We start from the raw sequence: 24,132 nt of genomic DNA on the forward strand, positions 1-24,132 counted from the left end.
CCTCAGCTCCGCTTCAGTTTCGGATCGAGTGCATCGCGCAACCCGTCGCCCACCAGATTGATCGCCAAAACGGTGATCAGAATGGCTAGCCCTGGAAAGGTGACAACCCATGGCGCACGCAGGATGAATTCGCGCGCTGTGGCCAGCATCGTGCCCCATTCAGGCGTCGGCGGCTGCGCCCCCATACCCAAAAAACCCAATGCCGCAGCTTCCAGAATCGCATTGGAAAACGAAAGCGTTGCCTGAACGATCAGCGGCGCCACGCAATTGGGCAAAATCGTGATTAGCATCAGCCGAATGTGGCCTGCCCCGGCCACCTTGGCCGAAGTGACATATTCGCGGCTTTTTTCCGCCATCACCGCCGCACGGGCCAATCGGGCAAAGTGTGGCTGTAGTACCAGCGCGATCGCCAGCATGGCATTGAACAGCCCCGGCCCTAATATCGCCACCAGAACCAGTGCCAATAATAGCGATGGGAAGGCGAGGATAATATCCATTAGCCGCATGATCACGGCATCGACCCAACCGCCGAAATAGCCCGCAAGCACCCCCAGCGTCACCCCGACACTGAGAGCGACCGTCACCACCACCAGCCCAATAAACAGGGAATAGCGCGAACCATGGATCAGCCGCGAAAGCATGTCGCGCCCCACAGGGTCCGTGCCCAAAAGGAAGCTCAACGATCCACCATCCTCCCAGGCGGGCGGCACCAGCAGGGCATCGCGGAACTGCTCGTCTGGTGAGTAAGGCGCCAATACCGGCGCAAATATCGCCACCAGCACCAACAATATGCAAACTACCAAGCCGATAACCGCACCGCGATTGATCGAAAAATAGTGCCAGAATTCGGCTAGCGCCGCGCCACGCCCGAGCTTTTGCGTTTCTGGCGCGACCGGTTCCGTGCCTGTTGTGGTTTGGCTCATTTAGCGCACCCTTATGCGCGGATTGATCACCGCATACAAAATATCGACCAGAAGATTCACCGCCATGACCACCAGCGCGATCAGCAAAAGCCCGCTCTGCACCACCACATAGTCGCGCTTGGATATCGACTCGATCATCCACTTGCCGATCCCCGGCCAGGAAAATATCGTCTCGGTCAGAATGGCGCCGGCCATTAACAAACCAACCTGCAAGCCGATGGTGGTGACCACCGGAATCATAGCATTGCGCAGGGCATGTACATTGACCACGCGGCCCGGCGACAGGCCCTTGGCGCGCGCCGTACGCACATAATCCTCGCCCAATACCTCAAGCATCGCCGAACGCGTCTGGCGCGCTATAACAGCCAGCGGAATGGTGCCAAGTACCACGGCCGGCAGGATCAGATGCCGCACCGCCGAAACAAACGCCGGCCAATTGCCATAAAGCAGCGTATCGACCAGCATGAACCCGGTTATCGGGCGGAAAAAGTAGCTCAGCGCTATCCGCCCCGAGACCGGGGTCCAGCCCAGATAGCCGGAAAAGAAGATAATCAGCAGCAACCCCCACCAGAAGATCGGCATCGAATAGCCTGTCAGCGCTACCCCCATGGTCATCTGATCAAACCAGGAGCCGCGCTTGACTGCTGCAAAAATCCCCGCCGGTATGCCCAGCAGAATGGCCAGCATCATGGCAAACAGCGACAGTTCAATCGTCGCGGGAAATAACGACAGAAAATCAACGATCACCGGCCGTTTTGTCGATAGCGATATGCCGAAGTCGCCGTGCAGCACGCCCCAGACATACTGAAAATACTGGGTCCAGATGGGTTGGTTGAAGCCAAACTGCTCCCTCAGAATTTCATAGCGTTCCGGCGACACGCCATGTTGCCCCGCCATGGCCAGGATCGGGTCCCCCGGCAACAAGCGGATAAAGGCAAACGAGGCAATGGTGATGCCAATCACGGTCGGCACGATCAGTGCCAGCTTATGCAAAATGTAGCGGAGCATGGTTGCCCTGATAAATGAGAGCGGCGCCGAAACGGCGCCGCCCAATGTCAGCTAACGATCAGTCTTACTCGGTAACATCGACATTGTCGAAGCGATGGATGCCCAGCGGGTCCATCGTAAAGCCGGTTACGCGCTTGCTCATCGGCATGAACACCTTGGAGTGGGCAAGGGTCAGGGCAGGCGCCTGTTCCTTGAATACCACCTGCGCCTGCTCATAGAGCTTGGTGCGTTCGGCAATGTCCGAAGTGGTCTTGGCGTCCTGGATCAGCTTTTCAAAGTCTGGGTCACACCAACTTGAATAGTTGGAAACCCCGATGGCCGAACAGGAGAACAAGGTGGCAAAGAAATTGTCCGGATCACCATTGTCACCAGTCCAACCGATCTGGAAGGCACCTGGGCGATCCTTCTGCTTGCCGCGTTCGCGATATTCGGTCCATTCATACGAAACGATATTGGCTTTGACCCCAACTGCAGCCCAATCGGACTGGATGAGTTCAGCAACACGCTGCGCATTCGGATTGTACGGACGGCTGACTGGCATGGCCCAGAGATCAAGCGTCAGATCTTTGACGCCAGCTTTTTCCAGCAGCGCTTTGGCGGCATCTGGATCATAGGCGTCGTCCTTGACTGCGGTATTGTAGGACCACATCGTGGGGGGATCAGATTGACGGCCGGCTGCCCGGCGCCCTGATAGACCGCATCAATGATCGCATCCTTGTTGATGGCCATGTTGAGCGCCTTGCGCACGTCAACATTGTCCATCGGTGCAACCGTGGTGTTGTAGGACATGTAGCCGATATTCAGGCCTTCCTGCGACATCACATTCAGATTGGGATCGGACTGCAGATCAGCAATATCGGCCGGATTTGGATAGGGCATGATATCGCATTCGCCAGCTTTCAGCTTTTGAACCCGCACTGCCGGATCGGTAGTGATGGCAAAGATCAGATCGTCAATGGCAACCTTGCCGGCCCAATAGTCGGGGAAGGCCTTGTAGCGGATAACCGCGTCGGTCTGGTAGTCGACAAACTCGAATGGACCCGTACCGATCGGCTGGCTGGCCAGCAGTTCCTCGGTGCCTGCAGCCTCAAGCTGGTCAGCATATTCCTTGGACATGATCGAGGCGAAATCCATGCCCAGATTGGCCAACATCGGCGCATTGGGTTCGGTCAGCGTGAACTTGACCGTCAGATCATCGACCTTTTCGATGGATTTGAGATATTTGGGCATGTCCATGCCCTGGAAATAGTCCCAGCTGATGCCATCGAGATAATTGTAATAGGCGTTGTCTTCCTTCCACTGCCGCTCAAACGAGAAGATCACATCGTCGGCGTTGAAGTCACGCGTCGGGGTGAAATAGGACGTGGTATGAAATTTAACGCCCGGACGCAGGTGGAAAGTATATTCCAGCCCATCATCGGACACTTCCCAGCTTTCAGCCAGAGCGGGTTCGATCGATGTGCCACCATGTTTGAATTCAACCAGACGGTTGTACATGGTACGCGAGGAGGCGTCGAAATCATTGCCGCCAGTGGTTGGCCCCGGATCGAAATGGGCTGGTGATGCTTCTGAACAATAGACCAGTTGCTTGGCCTGCGCAGCGCCCACGCTCAATGCCAGCACGGCGGTCGCCGCCAGCAGGCTTTTCATAAATGTCATGATTGTGTCTCCCAAACGAATGTGTGCCACGGTATTGCTCCGTGGCTTGGCCCCCAGCAAAGCGCTTTTTTGCGGGCAGCGCAATGGGCTTTTGACCAATTGGTCAATCTGTTGACCGTCGCGCCCCCCTGTGCGGACTTGACCCATCTGCACCAGAGTGCTCGAAATGGCCGATGACCCAAGCCATTGCCACCGTCGCGCTCATTGTTGCCGACTATGATGAGGCGATTGCCTTTTATTGTGAAATACTGGGCTTTACCCTACGCAGTGACGACGATCAGGGTGATGGCAAGCGCTGGGTTGTCGTGGCGCCCAACGGGCCGGGCGCACAATTGCTGCTGGCACGGGCCGACAATTCCGCCCAAAAAGCCGCTATTGGCAATCAGGCCGGCGGTCGGGTAGCATTCTTTCTTGAAACCGACGACTTTGCCGCCGAACACGCCTGCATGTGCGCCAAGGGTGTGCGTTTTATTGAACAGCCGCGCAACGAACCCTATGGCACGGTTGCGGTATTTGAGGATCTTTACGCTAACAAATGGGATCTTATTGAACCTAAGCGCCAAGACTGACGTTCCTCTGACAAGCGTCAATTTCCAAGGAGAGTTATTATGTCACGTCGCCCTCTCGGCCGATCAGAGCTTGTTATCGAACCGCTGGTATTGGGCGGCAATGTTTTTGGCTGGACTGTGGATCAGAGCACCGGGTTTGACGTGCTTGATGCCTATGTCGATCAGGGCTTTACCGCCATCGACACCGCCGATGTCTATGGCAAGGGCAAGTCCGAAACCATGATTGGGGAATGGTTGAAGGCGCGCGGAAATCGCGAAAGCCTGCATATTTTCACAAAACTTGGCGGCGAGATGGCACCTGACAAGTCGGGCCTCAAGGCTGATTATGTCAAACAGGCGGTCGAGGACTCGCTCAAGCGCTTGCAGACCGATTATATCGACCTTTATCAAAGCCATAAGCCCGATCCTGACACCCCTCACGAAGAGACGCTCGAGGCCTTTGATGTCTTGATCCGGTCCGGCAAGGTGCGGGTGATCGGTTCGTCCAATTTTACTGCCGAGATGATCGAAAAGGCCCATGAGACCTCCGTCATCAAATCGCTGCCGCGCTATGAGACCGAACAGCCCGAATATAATCTTTACGACCGCGAAAAATTCGAGGGGCCGCTCCAACAGCTCGCCATCGACCAGGAAGTTGGCATCATTACCTATTTCAGCCTGGCCGCGGGATTTCTGACGGGAAAATACCGGTCGGACAATGATTTCGACAAAAGCCCGCGTGGCGCGCGCATGGAAAAATATCTAAACCCCAAGGGCTTTGCCATTCTCAAGGCGCTGGATGATATCGCCAAAGCCCACGATGCCACGTCCGCCGAAGTGTCCCTGGCATGGCTCGTGGCCCAACCCGGCGTGACCGCCCCCATCGCCTCGGCAACCTCGGTAGGCTCAGGTCGAGAGCTTGGCCAAGGGTGTTCGTCTGGAACTGGATGACGCCGAGTTGACGCGCCTCACCGACGCGGGGAAATAATATTTCGGGGGCTCCAGCCGAGCCTCCCAAAGGTCCTCAGCCTACCATTCGAATGGCGCTGCATTGTTGCGCGCGCCCAGTAAAAACGCGTCGGCGGTCAGGCGCAGCGGCGCATCCAGCACCTCGCTTTCCCGGTTCTCGAGCAGCACGGCGAAACGATCATATATCCGCTCATATTCTTCCGATGGCGCCTCAACCGCGACGTCACCATTGACCTTGAGCACCCGCCCACCCTTTTCGAGTGAGAGCCTGTCGCCGCGAACGGTCTCGACCTTGATCGTCCACACTTCGCCGTCTTCCTCAAGCCAGTTGAACCCGGCACTCATCTGCGGCTGATGAATTTGCCCCGACTTGAATACGATCTGTGCATCAACCGGTGTCTGTCGATTGGCCGGAAAACTAAGCTCAGCGCTTTGTACAAACACCGGGAACGGCATGATTTTGGTAAAGATCGACAAGGCATTAATGCCGGGGTCGCACACCCCAAAGCCACCCGGCTCCCACACCCAGTCCTGCCCCGGATGCCATTTGCGCACGTTCTCGCGCCAGTCAATTCGCACCGATTTGACTCCGTCGGCGGCCAGCATGTCGCGCGCCTTGTCAACAGCGGCATTATATTGCGAGTGCCAGGTTTGAAACAGCACCCGCTCCTTGGCTCTGGCATAGGCCACCAGATCATCCAGTTCGGAAATGGTGGTCGTGGGCGGCTTTTCCATCATCACGTCCATGCCCGCGTCCAACGCCTCACGCACCAGAGCGTGGCGGACGCCTGGCGGCGTGCAGATGGATACCAGCTTGACCTCGGGCATTCCCGTATAAAGCTCGGCCGCCGTCCGGAACACCGGCTTGTCGCCATGCGCGACCCCACGCCCCGATACCGTCGCGGCGACTTCAAAATCGTCGCTCTGGTCAATCACCGGCAAATGCTGATCCTGTGCGATCTTGCCTACGCCGATAACTGCAATCTTCTTCTTGGCCATATCCAACACCCCGAAACTTGCGGGTTTTAGAACAGATCAGCGCCAGATTGTGAAGCCGCTTTAGGCCAAATCAGGCCACCGGGCCCGCTGGCGGTTGCCAAAGCTCGATTGGATTGCCTTCAGGATCATGAATGCGGGCAAACCGCCCGGTCTCGACCGTGTCCCATTCATCTGGCCGGGTTTCCACTGCAATATCGGCGGCCTTGAGTTGGCTGATCAACCCGTCCAGATCATCGACACGAAAATTGATCATCCACTGCTTGGCCGACGGAAAATAGTCGGTGTCGGCGGCAAAGGGCGAAAACACTGTATAGCCCGCCTCTGTCTGCCAGAGCCCGGTCACGCCCAGATGCTGTTCGTACCAGGTCGACAGCCCGTCCTTGTCAGCAGCGCGAAAAAACACGCCACCGATGCCCACTGCCTTGGCCATGCACGCCTCCTATCGAATGATGATCGCTCGGAAATCATTGACATTGGTCCCGGTTGGCCCGGTGATCAGCAGGTCGCCAATCGCGGCAAATGCTGAATAGGCATCATTATTGGCCAATGCGGCCAGCGGATCAATCCCCACCGCCCGCATACGGTTGGCGCTGGTGCCATCCACAAATGCACCCGCATTATCCTCCGACCCGTCAATCCCGTCAGTGTCGGCCGCCAATGCTGTAATGCCGCTGGTGCCATCCAGTCCAATGGCAAGCGCCAGCAGGAACTCGCCATTGCGCCCGCCACGCCCTTTGCCGCGCAGTGTTACCGTGGTTTCACCGCCCGATAGTAATACCACCGGTTTGGCGAACGGCTGGTTGCGCATACTCACTTCGCGCGCCATCGCCGCATGCACCTGTGCCACGTCGCGCGCCTCCCCTTCAATGGAGTCCGAAAGGATCGCCGCTTCGATGCCGCGTTGGCGTACCAATGCTGCCGCCGTTGACAGCGACAGCGCCGCCGAGGCAATGGTGCGCACGCTATTATTGGCAAATCGTGGATCATCCGAACGAGGCGCCAAATTGTCCTCACCCGCCAGAAGGTGTGCCGCCGCCGCTGGCAGCTTCAATTTATAGAGATCGACATATTTGCGCGCCAGCGCCCGATCGCCACTCTGAGCAAGGGTTGGGCCCGACGCCACCACCGCTGGATCGTCGCCGGGCACATCCGATACCACCAGGGTCGCCACCGTCGCTGGCGCGGCCTGGATGGCCAATCTGCCACCCTTGATCGTTGAAAACTGGTTACGCACCAGGTTCATCACCGAAATCGGGGCGCCGGAGGCCAGCAATGCCTGATTGATCGCCTGTTCGTCGGCCAGACTCATCCCTGCTGCGGGCGCTGGCAGCAGTGACGAACCGCCGCCCGAAATTAGCGCCACCACCAGATCATCACGGCCAAGGCCCGAAACCTGCTCCATGATTCGGCGTGCGGCCAGATAACCGGCTTCGTCGGGCACCGGGTGCGCCGCCTCGACAATTTCGATGCACTCGCAGGCTTCGGCATAGCCATAGCGTGTCACCACCAGCCCGCTGATCGGACCGTCCCAGGCCCTTTCAAACGCCCGTGCCATCTGGGCTGAAGCCTTGCCAGCGCCAATGACAATGGTCTTGCCCTTGGGTTTGGCGGGCAAATTTTCTTTGACCGCAAGGCTCGGTTGCGCCATGGCAACGGCGTGACCAAACAGGCTCTTCAAGTAGGGGGCGATCCATGAATTTTCTTAGTGCTCTCGTATTTTGGTGCCACTTTGGCTAAGCCGTTGGTGGCTGTCCAGTCGTCAAAAATCTGACATCAGCGCAGGCTAGGGCTGCGCTCGTGGGGGTATCTATGCCGGAACGTTTTGCAATTTACTATGCACCAGCCACCAGTCATCCGCTGTGGGACCGCGCGGCGAGTTGGTTGGGGCGTGACCCCGCAAGCCGGGAACGCCACGATGGGCCCGTCGCCGGGCTGGATCGTAACAGGCTGCTGAATCTGACCCAGTCGGCCAGCCGTTACGGCTTTCATGCCACCATCAAGGCGCCGATGGCACTGGCGTCAGGCGCCACCCGCAAGGATCTGGAAACCGCTCTTGGCAAATTTGCCAGCACCCATGCGCCGGTTGATCTGGGGCGGCTTGAAATCGGCCAATTGGGCGGTTTTCTGGCGTTGGTGCCCTCGGGCCCCGACCATGCTGTCAGGGATTTTGCCGCGACAATTGTCGAAAAGTTTGAAATATTCCGGGCGCCGCTTACCGTCAAAAGGCGCGCGGCAATGCTTGCCAATGGACTGACGCCGCGTCAGGAAGAGCTCCTCGATGCCTATGGCTACCCCTACACTTTTGATCAGTTCCAGTTCCACATGACCCTGACCGATCAGGCTCAAGCCCGACGAGCAGTCAGAAATTCGTGCCGCCGCCAACACCTGGTTTGCCCCCGATCTTGAGGCGCCGCTGCAACTGGATCGGCTGGCTCTTTATCACGAAGCCGATAGCGGCAGCCTGTTTACCCGTATCGCCGATTTTCCACTTCAAGGCACCAGATAATGGCAATTGATACTTCTTTCCGTAACGCGCGGATTGTCACCGCCGACGCGGTGATCGAGGGTGGCCTGTGCGTCGAGAATGGCAACATTGATGCGATTGGCGAAAAAATTGGCGCCGACGGGGTCGATCTCGAAGGCGACTTTCTCATTGCCGGTCTTGTCGAACTGCATACCGACCATCTGGAAAACCACTATCGCCCGCGCCCCGGCGTCTTTTGGGACCCCATGGCGGCACTGCAGGCCCATGACGGCCAGATTGCCGCCTCAGGCATCACTACGGTTTTCGATGCTGTCCGTGTCGGCTCTGACGCGGACGTACCCGACATGGGCATTCATGTTGCCCGCTTGATTGACGCCATTCGCACCGGTCGCGATCAGGATCGCCTGCGCGTCGATCATTTCATTCACCTGCGCTGCGAATTGCCAAGCCACGATGTGCTCGAACAGTTTGAAGCCTTTGTCGATCATGATCTGACGCGGTTGGCCTCAGTCATGGACCACACACCCGGCCAGCGCCAGTTTCAGTCCCTTGACGCCTATCGGCGCTTTTACAAGGACAAGATGGGCCGCACCGAGGCGGAAATGAATGACTATCTCGATGCCCGTCAGATAGAGCACGAGCGCTATTCGGCCGCCAACCGCGCCGCCATTGTCCGCCATGCCGCCGAGAAAGGCTTGGCGCTGGCAAGCCACGACGATGCCAATCTGGCTCACATCGAACAGGCGGTCAGTGATGGTATCGCCATCGCCGAATTTCCCACGACGCTTGAGGCCGCTGCCGCTGCCGACGACGCAGGTCTGGCTATTTTGATGGGTGCCCCCAACGTAGTGCGCGGCGGCTCTCATTCCGGCAATGTCTCGGCCACCGATCTGGTCCGCGCCGGCTTGCTTGACGTGCTGAGTTCCGACTATGTGCCGTTTGCGCTATTGCAGGCCGCCTTCCTGTTGCCGGACCGGGTCGATGGGATCAGCCTGCCGCGAGCGCTGGCCATGGTCACGGCCAATCCGGCCCGAGCGGTGGGTTTGACCGATCGCGGCGAGATTGCCCCTGGCAGGCGTGCCGATCTGGTGCGCGTGCGAGTCATCGGCGACATGCCTGTGGTGCGCGGAGTCTGGCGGCAGGGCAGGCGGGTCAGCTAGAATGGCGCAGTGCCTGGGCACCCTTGTGCTGGTTGTTGGTGCGTCGGGTGTCGGCAAGGATACCCTGATCAATGGCGCCCGCACCGCCCTCGCCGCCGACCCACGCTTTGCCTTTGCCCGACGTTTGGTCACACGGCCCGCCGATCACACGCTTGAAGATCATGTGAGCATTGATGAAGCCGGTTTTTTGGCACTTGAAAAAGCCGGGCGGCTGGCTCTTTCCTGGCAGGCCCATGGCCTCCATTATGGCCTGCCGCTAAGCGTCAATACCGATCTGGCGCTTGGAAAAGTCGTCATCGCCAATGGCTCGCGTCAGACGTTGCCCCAGGCGATCAAAGCCTTTCCCTGCTGTGTGGTCATGGTGATCGCCGCTGAAATTTCGCTCCGGGCAAGGCGTCTGGCCGCTCGCGGCCGCGAGGATCAGGATCAGGTGGCAGGCTCGGCTGGCCCGTGAAACACGACCATTGCCCGCCGACATCGCCTCAGTCGTCATCGACAATTCAGGCACACCCACTGCCGGAATTGCCCGCCTTGTGTTGGCCCTGCGCCAGATTGCCGATAGTCATATCGACTGACCCCCCGCGGTGAACCGTTTGGGCGCTGGCGCGTTGATATTGTCAACCAATAGCGTCAGGAAACCCCATGAATCGAAACAGTCTTTATCTGCTGATTACCCTGCTGATAGTGGTCGTCATCGGCTTTGCCATCTATACCTATCAGCAGCAGACCCGGCCCGGCGTCGAGGTGCGGGTCGATGAACAGGGAATTTCCATCAATGGCAACGGATAGCCAGCACAGAGACAGGGACGTGTTCAACCAGGCTCGCGGCGATTATCAATCAGGAGCCTGACACGCCAGGGGTGCCCGGCGGGATCAGTGGACGTGGCGCGCTTGGCAAGGGCTATCGCCGCCGGCCTCCCCGAAAAACTGGGTCGAGCCGGGCCTTTGGCAGAGGGCAAACATCCCGGCGAACTCAACGCCACCAACGACGATTGAGCTGATCCTAATTGGAGTCAGCCCGACCATTGTCCGCGCTGCACCACGGTCGCGCGTAAAAATGCCCACGCTCAATATAAGTCAATCATGTTGAAAAATGGAGGCGGGCTTGCGCGCCCGCCTGTTCACGCCGCATCCACCTCACGTTGCCGCATCAATTCGCTGGCGGCCGTGCGGGCCTTTTCGACACTATTGTAAGTTTGGCCATCTATGGCGAAGGCCGGCAGTTTAACAGCGAGAAATCTGTATCCCGCCTCGTCAGCAACGACGACCCCGAGCGGTTCGCCGCCGACTTCTATCACTATGGGCTTCTGGACCTTGGTCCTGTCAAAAGTACGTTCTTGCATTGGTGGAGACTCCACTTGTGCGCTGGATCAAGGGAATAATGCCGACATTTGTCATGGCAGTTCCGGTCAACGCGGGGCTTTTATCGGTCTTGTGAGACAAACGAGTGACAGGGGTCACATTCGTTTCGAGCGACAAATCCCTAGCCATTTGCTGGCAATAAGCAGGTCCGCTACGCGTACGTTCTGGCACCCGGTTCGGATAGTGAAGTTATTCGATGATGTCATCTTCAGTCCTCTCCTTCGGGTTGAACGAAATATATCGATACTGATTCTCGACACGCTCCCAACTTAAGCGAGATCGGGCCTGATTACCAGCACACAGGTTCTCAATAAGGCGAATATATTGACATTTGGTACCCAACTTTGGTCGCATTCAGCGATTTGACATCACGCTTTGGCGACGCGCTTGTCCATTCTCGCAGTTGAACATCAGGCCGATTTCTGCTGTTGATAGCCAATGGAAACGATACAACCGGGATGCTTGGCGATAGGGGAGTGCGTGGCGCGTGACTGAAAAAGAGGTACGCACGGTGGCGCGCGCCAGACGCGGGGCAAAACCCTCGGGGCGGCCAACGCTGAAAACCATTGCCCAGATTGCCGGGCTCGCCACGACAACTATTTCCAGAGCGCTCAACAATGCGCCGGAACTCGCCCAGGAAACCCGTGACCGCGTGCAAAAGATCGCGGCTGAAATTGGCTATGTGCCTGATCGCACAGCGCTCCGGCTCAAGACCGGCCGCACTAATGTGCTCAGCCTGGTGCTGGCCCCGGACGAAGAAATTTTTGGCTTTGGCTCATCGCTGGTCAATGGGCTTTCGCTCGCCATGCGCGATACGACCTATCATCTGGTCGTAACCCCCCATTTCCGCAATGTGCCACCCATCGATCCCATTCGCCATATCGTGCACAATCGCCTCGCCGATGGGGTGGTCTTTTCCAAGACCGAGCCGTTCGACGAGCGGGTCCAATTCCTGCAGGAAAGCAATTTCCCCTTTGTTTCTCATGGCCGAACCCAATGGTCCGAGGCTCACGCCTACGTAGATTTCGACAATGAGGCATATGCCCGGGGCGCCGTCATGCGTCTGGCACGACGGGGCGCGACCAAGGTCTCCATCATCCTGCCCGATAGCCTCGCTCACCTATAGTCATCATTTGCGCAAAGGCTTCGAACAGGCCGCCACCGAGGTAGGAGTCGCCGCCGAAATTGCCACCGACGTGAACCTGGACAGTTCCGCCGACGCCATCCGCGACTATGTCATCAAGCGCCGCCGTCGTCCCGACGCACCCGATGGTTTTGTCTGCTGCGCTGAAGTGCCGGCGCTGGCGGTGCTGGCCGGCCTCGCCGATAGCGGCCTTGTGGTTGGCGGCAACTGTTTTGTGGTGACCAAGCAATCCTCGCCGCTATTCACCCAGTTCCGCCCCGATGCCGAAACCGTATTCGAGGATTTTATCGGCGCAGGCGAGCGTCTTGGCCGCCTGCTACTCCGCCAGATCAATGGTGAACCCGCTGCCTCCTTGCAATATCTGGATCAGCCGGTGTTCGATTTTGCCGACAGCCCAGGAACCAACAACCGCAATCGCTGAAATTCTATTCGTTTGGCGGCGGCGCCCATGGGTCATAATTGCCAAAGCTCCAGACGTTGCCTTCGGGATCAAGCGCGGAATAGCCGCGCCCGCCATAGCCTTGATCGCTGGGTCCTAAAATGATGGTCGCGCCTGCAGCGCGCGCTCGGGCGGCATGAGAATCCACATCCTCGACCATCAAATAGAGGCCCATGGTTGGGCCTCCGGCGACGGTTGGCGTCGTCATGCGAGCGGCTCGCGCAAATTCGCTGTCATTGATGCTGGCGACCATCACCATGCGGTCCCCCCACACCAGTTGTGCGTGCTCGACAATTTTTGGATCGACCTCGTTCAGATAGACGGCGTGTCGCTCAAATCCGAACGCGTCACACAAAAATTCGATTGCCTTGGGCGCGTCGGCGTAGCGCAGATTGGGAATGATCTCATATCGCATGGGAACCTGCCTGTCTGGTATTGCGGCCGCGCCGCTTCACGCCACATTAGTCCCAGACAACCCGCCCTATAACCCCCGAAGTCAAGTTTATGATGCGGCCGCCTGCGGCTAAACAGGGAAACCCACAAACAATCCGCCCAAAAAAACAGGCGCCCCGTGGGGCGCCAGTTCAGGAGGGAGTCGGATCAGCCTATCGACGTTTCTTGTCGACCTGATGATAGGCGCGCCGCGAGTGAAACTCGCAATAGGGTTTGCCATCGTCAGAATGTTGCCCACAAAAATAGAAGTCCTTGGTCAACGGATCGCCAATTGGCCATTTGCAGGTCGATTCACTCAGCTGTAACAGGTTGAGGCGTTTATCCTCGGGAATGAAAATTTCCTGGATCGCCGGGGCTACATAACGCTCGGTTTCATATTCGGCTTCCGCCGCCAGCGCTGTCGCCCCCACGCTTTGGGTGCGCATGCTTGAAACGGTGCGCTGCTTGCTGGCGCTGGAGCCCATCGAGTCTCGAGCCGCCCGGACTGGCAACACGCCGTGCCCCCGTTCGTGCCGACGGTCGCGACCGCGGCGTGGAATTTGTCGGCTTGGCTCGTGCTGACAGTTTTAGCCGATGCACCTTGCCAATCACCGCATTGCGCGTCACGCCCTGGCCCAGTTCGCCGGCAATCTGGCTGGCGCTCAAACCGTCCATCCAGAGTTTTTTCAAGATTTCGACGCGCTCGTCAGTCCAGCCCGAAGATTGTGCTTCCGCTACCATCGCCAAAACAGAGTCCTTCATCCTTCTGCCAACATGTCTGTGGCAGTTAAAGTAATCGCTACGGATCGTATGTTGAGCGGGTCCGCCGCACGAGATATCGTGTCCCCAACACCAATGATCTTACGCTATCGGTGGAATCGGGATCAAGAGTCCCCCCGAAATATCCCCCGGAAAACCTGCGGTTAATTTTCCATTAACAGAAGATGAGTCAAATCAGCCACTTGCTCGGATTACATTGACTTGTCAGCCCAATTTGACCTAATTGTCAGGCCGAACGCGCCGCGAAAAGTAGCGCGTTTTTGATTTTTTGGGTGGTACGGAGGCCATTCGACTGCCCATTGCGATTAATTTGCAACACTAATTACGAGGATGCACTCCATGTCGGCGCTTTATGGCACATATGCCCGGTCTGAACTCGCTTTTGAGCGGGGCGAAGGCATGCGCCTGTTCTCCCAGGATGGCACCGCTTATCTCGATTTTCATTCCGGCATCGCCGTCAATGCGCTGGGCTATAATGACCCGCATCTGACTGCCGCGCTCCATGCAGCAGCCGACAAGGTCTGGCACACCTCCAATGTCTTCACCATTCCCGAGCAGGAACGGCTGGGCCAGCGTCTTGTCGATGCCACCTTTGCCGACAAGGTGTTTTTCACAAATTCGGGTGCCGAGGCGCTTGAATGCGCCATCAAGACCGCCCGGCATTATTTCTTCGCCAAGGGCCAGCCGGAAAAATTTGAAATCATCGCCTTTACCGGCTCCTTCCATGGTCGCACGCTTGGCACCATCGCGGCGGGCGGCAATGCCAGCTATACCGAGGGCTTTGGTCCAGTGGCGCCTGGCTTCGTCCACGTCCCCCCCGGCGATCTTGAAGCCGTTAAAGCCCGGATCACGCCCCACACCTGCGCCATCCTGATCGAGCCGGTACAGGGCGAGGGCGGTGTCCTGGCGCTGCCGGCCGACTATATGCAGGGCCTTCGCACGCTATGCGATGAAAACGACATGCTGCTGATCCTTGATGAAGTGCAGTGCGGTTATGGCCGGACCGGACGCTTCTTTGCCTATGAATGGAGTGATATCGAGCCCGACATCATGGCCATTGCCAAGGCGCTGGGCGGAGGTTTCCCCATCGGGGCGTGCCTTGCCAAAGGCGATATCGCTGCCTCGATGGTGCCGGGCACTCATGGCTCCACCTATGGTGGCAATCCATTGGGCACGGCGGTCGCCAATGCGGTTCTTGATCGCATCCTGGCACCCGGATTTCTCGACCACGTCAATCAGATGGGCCAGACATTGGCCTGGCACATGCAGCAATTGATGCAAAGCTACCCACAATTTGTCACCGAGACGCGTGGCAGGGGCCTGCTCGCCGGCATCAAGATAACGCCGCCTGTGCGCGATTTCGTGGCGCGCTTGCGGGACGATCATCAACTGCTGGCAATAGGGGCAGGTGACAATGTCCTGCGCCTTCTGCCCCCCTTGATCGTCACCGAAGCCGAGATTGTCGAGGCCATGGAAAAACTGGCCGCCGCATTTGAGGCTATTGAAGCCGAGGCTATTGCCGCGCCCGCTGTCGACTGACTTTTGCTTTCATCACCTAGATAACCAGAACCGGACCCAAGCCAATGACCGGCCAGCCTAGACATTTTCTCTCGATTGACGATTTCGACTATGCCGAACTACGCGCCATGCTCACGGCCGCAAGTTCGCTAAAATCCCGCCTCAAGCAGGGCGACCGCCCCAGGCCATTGGTCGACAAAGTCCTGGCGATGATCTTTGAACGCCAGTCGACCCGCACCCGCGTCAGTTTTGATGTCGGCATGCGACAGTTGGGCGGCGAGACCATCATGCTGTCCGGTCAGGAAATGCAACTCAGCCGTGAGGAGACCTTGTCGGACACCGCCAAGGTGCTCAGCCGTTATGTCGATGCGATCATGACCCGCATCCTCTCACACGCGGATCTGATCGAACTGTCCGACGCGGCCAGCGTCCCGGTGATCAATGGGCTGACGCGCCGCGCCCATCCCTGCCAGATCATGGCCGACCTTTTGACTTTCGAGGAGCATCGGGGCCCGATCAAGGGCGCGAAGGTGGCCTGGGTCGGCGACAGCAATAATGTGCTGCATTCCTGGGTCAACGCCGCCGAAGTCTTCGAGTGCCAGTTGACCATCGCGACGCCCGAGGAATATAGCCCGGAAAAAGACCTGATGGACGACATCCGCCGCGCTGGCGACATGGTGCGGCTGATCCAGGACCCACGTGAAGCAGTCGAAGGCGCTGATCTCGTCATCACCGACACCTGGGTATCGATGGGCGATGTGGACATTGCCGAACGCCGCCGGGTCTTGAAACCCTATCAGGTCAACACCAGCTTGATGGCCTTGGCAGACAAGAACGCGCTATTCATGCACGACCTGCCCGCCCATCGCGGTGACGAGGTAACCGACGAGGTGATCGACGGTCCTCAATCGGTCGTGTGGGATGAGGCCGAAAACCGCCTCCACGCCCAAAAAGCCATCCTGTGCTGGGCTTTCGGGGCAGAGGTCAACTAGGCTACTCTGCTGACGGATCGCCTGCCGCTTATTGCCTATCGGTTTCGCTAACGCGAAAATCGCTGGGCAGTATGTTACATTTGTTTGCCCATATCCCGATTGATCACTACGCCGGACCGCTGTGCCATGACTGACAATATGATGACTGCCCTGGGCCTCGATAGACCCGAAACCGGTGATGACGCCGTTGTCCCCTTCACACTCGAGCAACTTGACACGCGCGGTCGCGCCGTCCGGTTCGGCAGTGCGCTCGATGCCATTTTGAATCGCCACAACTATCCCGCCCCCGTGGCGCGCTTGTTGGGGGAAGCGGTGGCCTTGGCAGCGCTTATCGGCTCGTCGCTCAAATTTGAGGGCCGCTTCATTCTCCAGACCCAGACCGACGGTCCGGTCAATCTTATCGTGGTGGATTTTGACGCGCCCGACGGCCTGCGTGGCTATGCCCGTTTCGATCAGGACGCGCTTGTAGCCGCCACTGAGGCAGGCAAGACCAGCCCCGGCGAACTGCTGGGCAGTGGCCATTTGGCCATGACCATTGATCAGGGCGAACACACCGAGCGTTATCAGGGCATCGTTGCGCTTGAAGGTAATTCTCTTGAGGAGGTGGCTCACACCTATTTTGTCCAGTCCGAACAAATCCCCACCATGGTGCGGCTGACCGTGGCCGAGTTCACCCGGAAAGGGGACGAGCGACCCCATTGGCGCGCCGGTGGCGTATTGATCCAACACCTGCCTGATCACGGTGAGTCGGTGGTTCGCGACCTGCCGGGCGACGGCGACATGGACAATTCCGATATTGAGGAGGAGGACAGCTGGACCCAGGCCAAGGCGCTATTGGCAACCCTTGAAGACGTGGAACTGGCTGATCCCGACCTGTCGCCGGAGCGGCTATTGTTCCGCCTCTATCATGAAACAGGCGTGCGGGTGTTTCCCCCCTGCCCATGGTTGAGCGTTGTACCTGTTCGGCCGATCGGATCGAAGACATGCTGGCCACCAGCTTTACCGACGCAGATCGCGAGGACATGGCGGTCGACGGTGAGATTGAAGTGGTGTGCGAATTTTGCTCGACCGCCTATCACTTCAGCCCGCATCATTTCTCCATCAAGCATTGATCGGGTGCCCCCTTTGGCACGGCGGTAAAAATTCAATTAAGACAATGCTTTCGCTGATCCAAAATATCCGAATAATCCGGATTGCCGATTGAGTTTCAAGGGTGCATAGCTTGGCAGCATGAGACTGTCGGGGGCGGCCAGTGACGTTTATCTGCTATTCAGCGCGCAGGATTTTTTTGCGCGTTGACACCGGAAAACCATCATCTGGGCCGCTGCATGTCGCAGCAAACTGAACTGATCCGTGCCATTTTGCAGGATCAGTGCCGCTCGCACGACGCGGCACTGACTGTGTTGCAAGCCGCATTATTGCTCGAAGTTGATCCCCTCGACTATTGCGCCATGACGCTGGGGGTAGGGCAGGCCAAAACTCTTGAACGCAGCGCCCGCTGGGCCGGACTTGCTCATTTCAATGTTGTCCCGCGACAGATGCAGGGCAATCATCAGCCGGCGCGCCTTGAGGCGTTGGCCGATGTCCGGGCTTTCAAGGTCAAGTTGCTGGACCGCGACGTGCTGTTTTGCGCGCCACAGTTTTTTGAGCCTTATCCGGTTGCGGCGCGAGGTGTTGAACCAACCTCCACTGGCGCGACGGCTGTGTCTTGTGCCGGCCAATGCCCTGCGCCGCTATCTGGTCCAGGCCTCGGCCGGGCATTTGCTGGACCACGCCCGTCAGGAGTTGGCGCGAAATTGGCCATTGGCCAGCGCCCATCTTGAGCCTGACAATGCCGGTTCGCATTGGCTTTGTTGCCGCCCTGTTCGGTCTTATTGCCTTGGTGTTGACCTCGTCCATCCTGCAATCGCCCGGCCTGTTTCCCCTCGTCGTCATGTTGCTCGCACTGCCCGCTGCCGTACGATTGGCCAGTGTGTGTACCTACAGGACACCGGTACTGGCGCCGATTACTCATCGCCCCGATAATGAAGAGCCTGCCAGCCTATTCAGTGTTGATTCCCTTGCGTGACGAAGCGCATATGGTGCCGCAACTGGTCGCTGCCATGGCCGCGCTCGACTACCCCGCTGAACGTCTTGATATCAAGTTTGTGGTCGAAGCCGACTGTCACACCACACTGGAAGCCGTTGAACCCGTGCTGGATCAACCGCAGTTTTCGCTCGTGGTAGTGCCCGAAGCGGTTCCGCTGACCAAGCCAAAAGCCCTTGATTACGCCTTGCCGCTGGCGCGTGGGGAATATGTCGTGGTGTTCGATGCCGAAGATACCCCCGCCCCCGACCAGCTATGGCGTGCGGTGCGCCATTTTCGCGATCATCCCGCCGTGCAATGTATCCAAGCCGAACTGGTCATCGACAATGCCGCCGAATCCTGGCTCACCAGCCTGTTCGCGGGTGAATATTCCGGTCTGTTTGGCGTTCAACTGCCGGCGTTGGCGCGCTGGGGCCTGCCCATGCCGCTAGGCGGCACCTCCAATCATTTTCGCGTCGCAACGCTACGCGAACTGGGTGGCTGGGATCCCTACAATGTTACCGAGGATGCTGACCTTGGCATGCGTTTGGCCCGTGCCGGGCATCGCGTTGATACGCTAGCCATTGGCACGCTGGAGGAAGCCCCCACTCATTTACGCTCATGGCTGGCCCAGCGAACCCGCTGGATGAAGGGTTGGATGCAAACCTTTGTCGTTCACAATCGTCGGCCGCATCTGTTGCTGCGAGAATTGGGCTGGCGCAATTTCTGGGCCTTCGAGCTGATTGTGGGCAGCATGATTGTAGCGCCGCTCCTGCACAGCGCCTTTGCCACAATAGTGATATTGAGCCTGGTGCTCGGGTGGTCGGTTCTGGGCGGTTTGGACGCGCCCTGGCATTTGGCCTACGCCTGCATTTTCGCATTTGGCTATCTCGTGCCGCTTGTCCAGACCTGCCTCGGCTTGGCGCGTCTCGGTCAATATCGCCTGCTCGCCCGGCAGGCTCTGGTTGCCTGCCTATTGGGTCCTTGTGTCGCTTGCCACGGTGCGTGCACTATACGAACTGCTGGATCGTCCTTTTTATTGGGCCAAGACAACCCACCGTGTCGCCCCGGCCCAACGCGGCAGCACCGTGCCATTGTCGGGGACCAGCAATCCGTCGCGCCTTGCCCGGTTCAGGCTGACCGCGCCGTTTGGCCGTCGTCGAAAATTCTAATTTGGACGTTTTCCGCTCTGAACCGTTACACTAGCGTCTGTAATTTGCCGGAGACCCTTTATGACCACCGAGCAGTTGCTGTCTTTCTCCGTCATAATCGGCATGATGCTCGTCTTTATCTGGGGCAGGCTGCGTTACGACATCGTGGCGGCGGGCGCCTTGCTCGTGGCGATTGCCGTTGGCATCGTTAAGCCCGAAGACGCCTTTTCGGGTTTTTCCGACGATATCGTCATCATCGTCGGTAGCGCCCTGCTGGTAAGCGCGGCGGTGTCGCGCTCTGGCATCATGGAAGTGATCATCCAACGCTTCGCCCCCAATCTGACACACCCGCGGATCCAACTGATTGCCCTGGTTCTGGTCGTCACCATCTTGTCGGCCTTCGTCAAGAACATCGGCGCTCTTGCCATCATGATCCCCATCGCCTTCCAGATGGCGCGCAAGTCAAAAGTCTCGCCCTCGCTGTTCCTGATGCCGATGTCATTCGGCTCGCTTCTTGGCGGCTTGATGACCCAGGTGGGCACCTCACCCAACATTATCGTCTCGCGCGTGCGTTTCGAATTGACCGGTGAATCCTTTTCCATGTTTGATTTTACGCCGGTGGGTGGCGTGTTGGCCATTGTGGGCGTGTCAGCGTTAGCAGTTTGCTACAAATTGCTACCCGAACGTCAACGCGAAGACTCCTCGATTGACGAAGCCATAAAGATCAAGAACTACACGACCGAAGCGCAGGTCGTGGCGGAATCCGCAGTACTCGACAAGACCATCGGCGAGCTGCAAAAGCTCGGTGACGGTCAGGCCATGGTCACAGCAATCCTGGGTGAAAACGGCCGCCGCCGCACACCTTTGCCCGACGCCGTGCTGCGCGACGGCGACATTCTGATGCTTGAGGGCGAACCCGAAGCGCTCGACAAACTCGTGGGGCAGGGTGGCCTCAGCCTGTCTGATCGCAAGGTCGACATGGTGACCCCTGCCGACGATATCGGCACCGTCGAAGCCATCGTCGGAAAGTCGTCGGCATTGATCGGGCTAAGTGCCCAGGATTTAACGCTTTTCGACCGTACCGGGGTCAATATCCTGGCCATCAGCCGCCGCGATATCCGCTTCACCAAGCGTCTCGGCGAAATCAAGTTGCAAAACGGCGACGTGCTACTGCTACGGGGCAATATGAATTATCTGCCCAACCTCCTGCGCCAGTGGGATTGCCTGCCGTTGGCAGAACGCAAGCTGCAATTGGGTAGTGTTCGCAATGGGTTGGTGCCGGTTGCCATTCTGGCCGTCGCGATGGGTCTGACCGCATTCGGTATTGTACCTGTTGCTGTGGCCTTTTTCGGTGCGGCCATGTTGATGGTCCTGACTCGCTCGCTGCCATTGCGCGAAGCCTATACTCATCTCGATGCGCCCATTCTGATCATGCTGGCGGCCCTGATTCCGGTGTCGGATAGCCTGCGCACTACCGGCGGCACTGAGCCTGATTGCCGACTGGCTGTCGGGCATGGCCAGTACCTTGCCGCCTTATGGCGCCCTGGCATTGATCATGGTGGCGGCAATGGCTGTAACGCCATTTCTCAACAACGCCGCGACGGTGCTGGTCATGGCCCCGATTGCCGCGACCTTCGCGACCAGCCTCGGTTTCCGCCCCGAAGCCTTTCTCATGGCAGTAGCGATTGGCGCCGGCTGTGACTTCCTCACCCCAATCGGGCACCAGTGCAACACCATGGTCATGGGGCCGGGCGGTTATCGATTTGGTGACTACTGGCGGCTTGGCCTGCCTCTGTCGATCATTGTGGTGCTGGTCGGCGTACCCATGCTCCTGCTCGTCTGGCCGCTTGCCTAGGCACCCAACATGGTCTTGATGATCAACCCTACTATTGCTACGCACGCAACCCCGGCGAGCCATAATAGGGCGAACCAGCCAAGGCGCCGATAAAGCGGGGCCTCGGCCATTAATGATACCCCTCTTCAGGGTCTATTTTGCCCCGGAACACCCAATAGGCATAGCCGGTATAGGCGAGAATGATCGGCACCAGGACTACTGCGCCGACCAGCAGAAAGCCTAGCGAGGCTATCTGGTGCCGCGGCCTCGTTGATCGTCAGTGCGCCCGGTACGATATAGGGATAGAAGCTGATGCCGATCCCGGTAAAGCAGAGGACAAACAGCCCCAGCGCCGCCAGAAACGGCTGCAGATGCTTGTCGGTGGTCAACCCATGCCAAAGCGCGAATGCGCAAACTGCCAGCAATAGCGGTACAAAGGCGGAAAAAAAGGCGGTCGGGAAACCAAACCAGCGCGAAAAATAGATGTCGCGGATGAACGGGGTCCAGATGCTGACGACGCCGATCATGATCAGCGTGGCCACGCCGGCAATCATGGCGTACCGCCGGGCCTTTGCTTGCAGTTCGCCGCTGGTCTTGAGGTTGAGCCAGCAGGCGCCCAATAATGTATAGCCGAATACCACGGCAATCCCGGTCAAAACGCTGAATGGGGTCAACCAGTCCCACCAGCCGCCGCTATAGTGCCTGTCCGTAACCTCAATGCCCTGCACCAGCGCACCCAGGGCAATGCCCTGGGTAAAGGCGGCAATCGTCGAGCCGAGAGCAAATCCCGCGTCCCATACAGGTCGCCAGCGCTCGGTACGCCAACGGAATTCGAACGCCACACCGCGAAAGATCAGACCCAGCAGCATGAGGGTGATCGGCATGTAGAGCGCTGGCATGATCGTAGCGTAGGCAAGTGGAAATACCGCCATCAAGCCGCCGCCGCCCAGTACCAGCCAGGTCTCGTTGCCGTCCCAGACCGGAGCGACCGAATTGGTCATCACGTCCCGGTCGTGTTTTTCAGGAAACAGCGGAAACAGGATGCCAATGCCTAGATCAAAACCGTCCAGCACAACATAGGCCAGTACCGAAAAGGCAATGATGGCTGCCCAGATAAATGCAAGGTCAATGGCCATTGTTTGGCTCCACCTTTGACGATTGCGCCGGACCGGGCGTAATGCCCGCAGCCCGGTTTGGCGCCTTTTCCAACTCGTGATCGTCGGTTTGGGGTGTTCGCCGCATCAGGCGCAGCAGATAGAAAACCCCAGCGCCGAAGACGACAAAATAGACTATGATGAAGGCGATGAGCGATGCGCCAACCGCAGGAGCATCGACATTGGAGAGACTATCCGAAGTGCGTAGCAAACCATAGATTGTGTAGGGTTGTCGCCCCACTTCGGTTGTGTACCAACCAGCCAGAACCGCGACGAATCCGGAAGGACCCATCAAGATGGCGGCGCGATGCAGCCATACATTGTCGTAAAGACGCCCGCGCCAGCGCAGCCACAGTGACCACAATCCGAGGCCGAGCATCAAAAATCCAAGCCCGACCATGACGCGGAAGGTGATGAAGGGAATAAGGGCCGGCGGGCGATCTTCCTTGGCCCACTCCTTGAGCCCCTTGATTTCGCCGTCGGGGTCATGGGTCAGGATCAGCGACCCGAGCTTGGGAATCTCGATCGCATAATCTGTCGTATCGGTCTGATCATTGGGGATACCGAACAGAATAAGCGGTGCGCCTTTCTGTGTCTCGTAATGGCCTTCCATGGCCGCGATCTTGGCCGGTTGGTGCTCAAGTGTATTGAGGCCATGTGCATCGCCCGCAACGATCTGTAGTGGGGTGACAAGCGCTGCCATCCACATGGCCATGGAAAACATGATCCGTGCCTGCCGGTTGGTCCTGTCGGCAAGCAAATGGTTTGCGCCGACGGCGCCCACCGCGAAGGCGGTAGTCAGAAAGGCGGCAAGTACGGTATGGACCAGCCGATAGGGAAATGACGGATTGAATATGATCGCCCACCAGTCTTCGGGCACATATTGGCCATTCTCGGCAATGGAGTAGCCTGCCGGTGTCTGCATCCAGCTATTGGCCGAAATGATCCATGTCGCTGAAACCAGCGTGCCCAGTGCCACCATCAGCGTCGCAAAAAAATGCAGCTTGTCACCGACGCGCTTGCGCCCGAACAGCATGATCCCCAAAAATCCCGCTTCGAGGAAAAATGCCGTGAGCACCTCATAACCCATCAGGGGGCCGATGATCGCTCCAGCCTTATCCGAGAACGTCGCCCAGTTCGTGCCGAACTGGTAGGCTCATGACAATGCCCGACACCACGCCCATGCCGAATGTCACGGCAAATATGGTCTTCCAATAGTCGAACAAGCGCAGATAGGCCCCGTCCTTTTTCCATAAGTACAGGAAATTGAGGAATGCCAGATAAGCGGCGGTGCCGATAGAAAATGCCGGAAAGATGAAGTGAAATGAAATGGTGAAAGCGAACTGAAGACGCGCCAGAATTTCGGCGCTCATTCCCATGAACATGTTCATTTTCCTTCACGCATAACGCGGGTTGGTCTGCTGTATGGCTCACACATACGCTCTTGAGCCATCCGCGAAACCATGGCCATTTGGCACGCGTCGCTTTGTCAGTGCAACATTAGTTCCGG

General features: G+C 58.2%; 19 protein-coding genes and 7 pseudogenes. 15 read left to right on the forward strand and 11 right to left on the reverse strand.

Features of this window, described 5'->3' with window-relative positions; translation table 11 throughout:
• Positions 1-2 precede the first annotated feature (2 nt).
• The 3 genes and pseudogenes from PSQ19_RS15965 to PSQ19_RS15975 form a co-directional block, all read right to left on the reverse strand.
• On the reverse strand, positions 3-923 hold the full coding sequence (locus PSQ19_RS15965; protein ID WP_282218545.1) for an ABC transporter permease subunit: 921 nt from the start codon (positions 921-923) through the stop codon (positions 3-5).
• Complete coding sequence (locus PSQ19_RS15970) at positions 924-1,931, reverse strand: ABC transporter permease subunit (RefSeq protein ID WP_282218546.1); 1,008 nt, start codon at positions 1,929-1,931, stop codon at positions 924-926. It abuts the gene before it with no gap.
• Positions 1,932-1,995: 64 nt separating this feature from the next.
• A pseudogene (locus PSQ19_RS15975) lies at positions 1,996-3,590 on the reverse strand (ABC transporter substrate-binding protein).
• A gap of 173 nt (positions 3,591-3,763) precedes the next feature.
• On the opposite strand from PSQ19_RS15975, the gene PSQ19_RS15980 reads away from it, so the two are divergent.
• A complete protein-coding gene (locus tag PSQ19_RS15980) occupies positions 3,764-4,159 on the forward strand; it encodes a VOC family protein (RefSeq protein WP_282218547.1) in 396 nt (131 codons plus the stop codon).
• Between the two features lie 39 nt (positions 4,160-4,198).
• A pseudogene (locus PSQ19_RS15985) lies at positions 4,199-5,126 on the forward strand (aldo/keto reductase).
• Positions 5,127-5,167: 41 nt separating this feature from the next.
• Here PSQ19_RS15985 and PSQ19_RS15990 read toward each other — a convergent pair.
• From PSQ19_RS15990 to PSQ19_RS16000, 3 genes are all read right to left on the reverse strand, one after another.
• Positions 5,168-6,106, reverse strand: a complete 939-nt coding sequence (locus tag PSQ19_RS15990; RefSeq protein ID WP_282218549.1) for a Gfo/Idh/MocA family protein — start codon at positions 6,104-6,106, stop codon at positions 5,168-5,170.
• A gap of 70 nt (positions 6,107-6,176) precedes the next feature.
• Positions 6,177-6,536 (reverse strand): VOC family protein, encoded by a 360-nt coding sequence (locus PSQ19_RS15995; RefSeq protein ID WP_282218550.1) that lies wholly within the window; start codon positions 6,534-6,536, stop codon positions 6,177-6,179.
• A 9-nt stretch (positions 6,537-6,545) separates the two neighbouring features.
• Positions 6,546-7,784 (reverse strand): glycerate kinase type-2 family protein, encoded by a 1,239-nt coding sequence (locus PSQ19_RS16000; protein WP_328517676.1) that lies wholly within the window; start codon positions 7,782-7,784, stop codon positions 6,546-6,548.
• Between the two features lie 131 nt (positions 7,785-7,915).
• Here PSQ19_RS16000 and PSQ19_RS16005 point away from each other — a divergent pair, with 131 nt between their 5' ends.
• The 4 genes from PSQ19_RS16005 (at position 7,916) to PSQ19_RS16020 (ending at position 10,540) form a co-directional block, all read left to right on the forward strand.
• Positions 7,916-8,512: a DUF1045 domain-containing protein gene (locus PSQ19_RS16005; RefSeq protein ID WP_282218551.1), complete on the forward strand. Its 597-nt coding sequence runs from the start codon at positions 7,916-7,918 to the stop codon at positions 8,510-8,512.
• A 99-nt stretch (positions 8,513-8,611) separates the two neighbouring features.
• The gene (locus PSQ19_RS16010) at positions 8,612-9,751 is read left to right on the forward strand and encodes an alpha-D-ribose 1-methylphosphonate 5-triphosphate diphosphatase (RefSeq protein ID WP_282218552.1); all 1,140 of its coding nucleotides are present in this window, start codon (positions 8,612-8,614) and stop codon (positions 9,749-9,751) included.
• A 1-nt stretch (position 9,752) separates the two neighbouring features.
• Positions 9,753-10,205 carry a phosphonate metabolism protein/1,5-bisphosphokinase (PRPP-forming) PhnN gene (phnN, locus tag PSQ19_RS16015; protein WP_282218553.1) on the forward strand — a complete coding sequence of 151 codons (453 nt, stop codon included), beginning with the start codon at positions 9,753-9,755 and terminating at the stop codon, positions 10,203-10,205.
• Between the two features lie 188 nt (positions 10,206-10,393).
• Positions 10,394-10,540 carry a hypothetical protein gene (locus tag PSQ19_RS16020; protein ID WP_282218554.1) on the forward strand — a complete coding sequence of 49 codons (147 nt, stop codon included), beginning with the start codon at positions 10,394-10,396 and terminating at the stop codon, positions 10,538-10,540.
• Between the two features lie 332 nt (positions 10,541-10,872).
• On the opposite strand, the gene PSQ19_RS16025 is transcribed toward PSQ19_RS16020, so the two are convergent.
• Positions 10,873-11,094, reverse strand: a complete 222-nt coding sequence (locus PSQ19_RS16025; protein WP_282218555.1) for a hypothetical protein — start codon at positions 11,092-11,094, stop codon at positions 10,873-10,875.
• A gap of 506 nt (positions 11,095-11,600) precedes the next feature.
• On the opposite strand from PSQ19_RS16025, the gene PSQ19_RS16030 reads away from it, so the two are divergent.
• Both PSQ19_RS16030 and PSQ19_RS16035 read left to right on the forward strand, forming a co-directional pair.
• A complete protein-coding gene (locus tag PSQ19_RS16030; RefSeq protein WP_282218556.1) occupies positions 11,601-12,239 on the forward strand; it encodes a LacI family DNA-binding transcriptional regulator in 639 nt (212 codons plus the stop codon).
• A gap of 7 nt (positions 12,240-12,246) precedes the next feature.
• Positions 12,247-12,678 carry a substrate-binding domain-containing protein gene (locus PSQ19_RS16035; RefSeq protein WP_282218557.1) on the forward strand — a complete coding sequence of 144 codons (432 nt, stop codon included), beginning with the start codon at positions 12,247-12,249 and terminating at the stop codon, positions 12,676-12,678.
• A gap of 4 nt (positions 12,679-12,682) precedes the next feature.
• Here the strand turns inward: PSQ19_RS16035 and PSQ19_RS16040 are convergent, their stop codons facing one another.
• Together PSQ19_RS16040 and PSQ19_RS16045 are read right to left on the reverse strand one after the other, a co-directional pair.
• A complete protein-coding gene (locus PSQ19_RS16040; protein ID WP_282218558.1) occupies positions 12,683-13,111 on the reverse strand; it encodes a VOC family protein in 429 nt (142 codons plus the stop codon).
• 190 nt (positions 13,112-13,301) lie between these two features.
• Positions 13,302-13,869: pseudogene (locus PSQ19_RS16045) on the reverse strand (GcrA family cell cycle regulator).
• Between the two features lie 369 nt (positions 13,870-14,238).
• Between PSQ19_RS16045 and PSQ19_RS16050 the strand changes: the two are divergent.
• The 7 genes and pseudogenes from PSQ19_RS16050 (at position 14,239) to PSQ19_RS16080 (ending at position 21,489) form a co-directional block, all read left to right on the forward strand.
• Positions 14,239-15,447 (forward strand): aspartate aminotransferase family protein, encoded by a 1,209-nt coding sequence (locus tag PSQ19_RS16050; RefSeq protein ID WP_282218559.1) that lies wholly within the window; start codon positions 14,239-14,241, stop codon positions 15,445-15,447.
• Between the two features lie 44 nt (positions 15,448-15,491).
• On the forward strand, positions 15,492-16,418 hold the full coding sequence (gene argF / locus PSQ19_RS16055; RefSeq protein WP_282218560.1) for an ornithine carbamoyltransferase: 927 nt from the start codon (positions 15,492-15,494) through the stop codon (positions 16,416-16,418).
• A 138-nt stretch (positions 16,419-16,556) separates the two neighbouring features.
• A pseudogene (locus tag PSQ19_RS16060) lies at positions 16,557-17,530 on the forward strand (Hsp33 family molecular chaperone).
• A 216-nt stretch (positions 17,531-17,746) separates the two neighbouring features.
• The gene (locus PSQ19_RS16065) at positions 17,747-18,241 is read left to right on the forward strand and encodes a hypothetical protein (RefSeq protein WP_282218561.1); all 495 of its coding nucleotides are present in this window, start codon (positions 17,747-17,749) and stop codon (positions 18,239-18,241) included.
• 8 nt (positions 18,242-18,249) lie between these two features.
• Entirely contained in the window at positions 18,250-18,486 is a 237-nt protein-coding gene (locus PSQ19_RS16070; protein WP_282218562.1) for a hypothetical protein, read from the forward strand.
• Entirely contained in the window at positions 18,443-19,846 is a 1,404-nt protein-coding gene (locus PSQ19_RS16075) for a glycosyltransferase family 2 protein (protein WP_282218563.1), read from the forward strand. The genes PSQ19_RS16070 and PSQ19_RS16075 overlap by 44 nt, the downstream gene beginning before the upstream one ends.
• Positions 19,758-21,489 (forward strand): annotated as a pseudogene (locus PSQ19_RS16080) (SLC13 family permease). The gene PSQ19_RS16075 and the pseudogene PSQ19_RS16080 overlap by 89 nt, the downstream one beginning before the upstream one ends.
• 109 nt (positions 21,490-21,598) lie before the next feature.
• Here the strand turns inward: PSQ19_RS16080 and cydB are convergent.
• Positions 21,599-22,604 (reverse strand): annotated as a pseudogene (gene cydB / locus PSQ19_RS16085) (cytochrome d ubiquinol oxidase subunit II).
• Positions 22,594-24,007, reverse strand: a pseudogene (locus PSQ19_RS16090) (cytochrome ubiquinol oxidase subunit I). The pseudogenes cydB and PSQ19_RS16090 overlap by 11 nt, the downstream one beginning before the upstream one ends.
• Positions 24,008-24,132 lie beyond the last annotated feature (125 nt).

It is taken from the genome of Devosia algicola, from assembly GCF_028816455.1.
GTDB classification, from domain to species: Bacteria; Pseudomonadota; Alphaproteobacteria; order Rhizobiales; family Devosiaceae; genus Devosia; species Devosia algicola.